Here is a 1,190-nt window from a genome sequence, read left to right on the forward strand (position 1 = left end):
CCCCATCCAAAGCCCCCAGGCGGGCGCACGGCCCCCCCTCCCGGCGCGGCGAATTGCGAAAAGTTTTGGAGGCGGCTTGACCCTGTCTTTTATACACATCAAGGTGTGTAAAAGAGCCAGGCCCCTGAATGGCCGCACCGCTTGCCGCAAGCGCCGCTCCCACTAGCATGCCAAGCAGCGCGCGAGGCAGGCGAATGGAGGTAATGATGGTGTCCAGGTGCGCCCCGCCGCTGGCGCTGCCCATGCCCAGCAGCACCCTGAGGCTGTCCTGCCACATGATGCTCATGGGCCCGACCGTGGTAGAAAACACAAGCATGGCCGCCGACAGCAGCGTAAGCGCTACCAGCACCTTCTGGCCAATCTGCGCCCTAGCGTGCATGGCCACCCTCCGGTGCGTACAGCGCCTGATTCAGCCAGCCGATGGCTTCGCCGATGCGCGGCCCAAAGCCCAGCAGAAACGTGCCGTTGTGTTTGATCAAACGCTGCTTCTCTGCCGCCGGCAGCGCGGCAAAACCGGGCCGGGCAAACAGCTCAGCGGCGCTGGCGGCGTGCTCCTCACGCTCCATCATCAGCACCACGTCGGCCCCGGTCATGGCGATGCCTTCGGTGGAAATCGGCTTGTAGCCCTCGAAGCTTTCGATCACGTTGACCCCGCCGGCTAGCTCGATCATGGCGTTGGCTTCGGTGTTCGTCCCCGCCACCAGCGGACTGCGGTCGTTCAGGCCAAGCACAAACAGCACCCGCGCCGGTTCATCCAGGCGCTCGCTTGACACCCTGGCGGCCTCGACATCGGCTTGAATACGCGCCCACAGCGTGCGGCCGGCCTCCGGTTTGTCCAGCAGTTCGGCCACGCCCAACACCTTGTGCTTTACCGCCTCCAGGGTCGGCTCGGTGGCGAAGGTGTGCAGCTCAAGACCGCTGTTGTTCAGCTGGCGCACGGCGGTATCCGGCCCGGCGTCGTCGGTCATCAGCAAAAGGTCAGGATTGAGCGAGAGCACGCCCTCCACCGAAAGCGCTCGCTTGTAGCCGATCTGGGGAAGCTCGGTGACCGCTTCGGGAAACTGCGAGGTGGTATCCACGCCTACCAGGCGCTCGCCCTCGCCCAGCGCATGAACGATTTCGGTCAGCGCGCCGTCGGCGCTGACGATGCGCTCGGGGGCCGCCTGTGCCGCCGCGGCCCCCACCAGGGC

2 protein-coding genes are annotated in these 1,190 nt (G+C 65.8%); both read right to left on the reverse strand.

All coding sequences use genetic code 11. The features are described from left to right. Positions 1-379, reverse strand: a 379-nt coding sequence (locus BQ9846_RS16285) for an iron chelate uptake ABC transporter family permease subunit (RefSeq protein ID WP_144049493.1), incomplete at its 3' end; no start/stop codon positions are given. Further along, positions 369-1,190, reverse strand: an 822-nt coding sequence (locus tag BQ9846_RS16290; protein ID WP_328585380.1) for a heme/hemin ABC transporter substrate-binding protein, incomplete at its 5' end; no start/stop codon positions are given. The genes BQ9846_RS16285 and BQ9846_RS16290, both read right to left, overlap by 11 nt.

Origin of the sequence: Vreelandella massiliensis (assembly GCF_900155385.1) — a bacterium.
Lineage (GTDB): Bacteria > Pseudomonadota > Gammaproteobacteria > Pseudomonadales > Halomonadaceae > Vreelandella > Vreelandella massiliensis.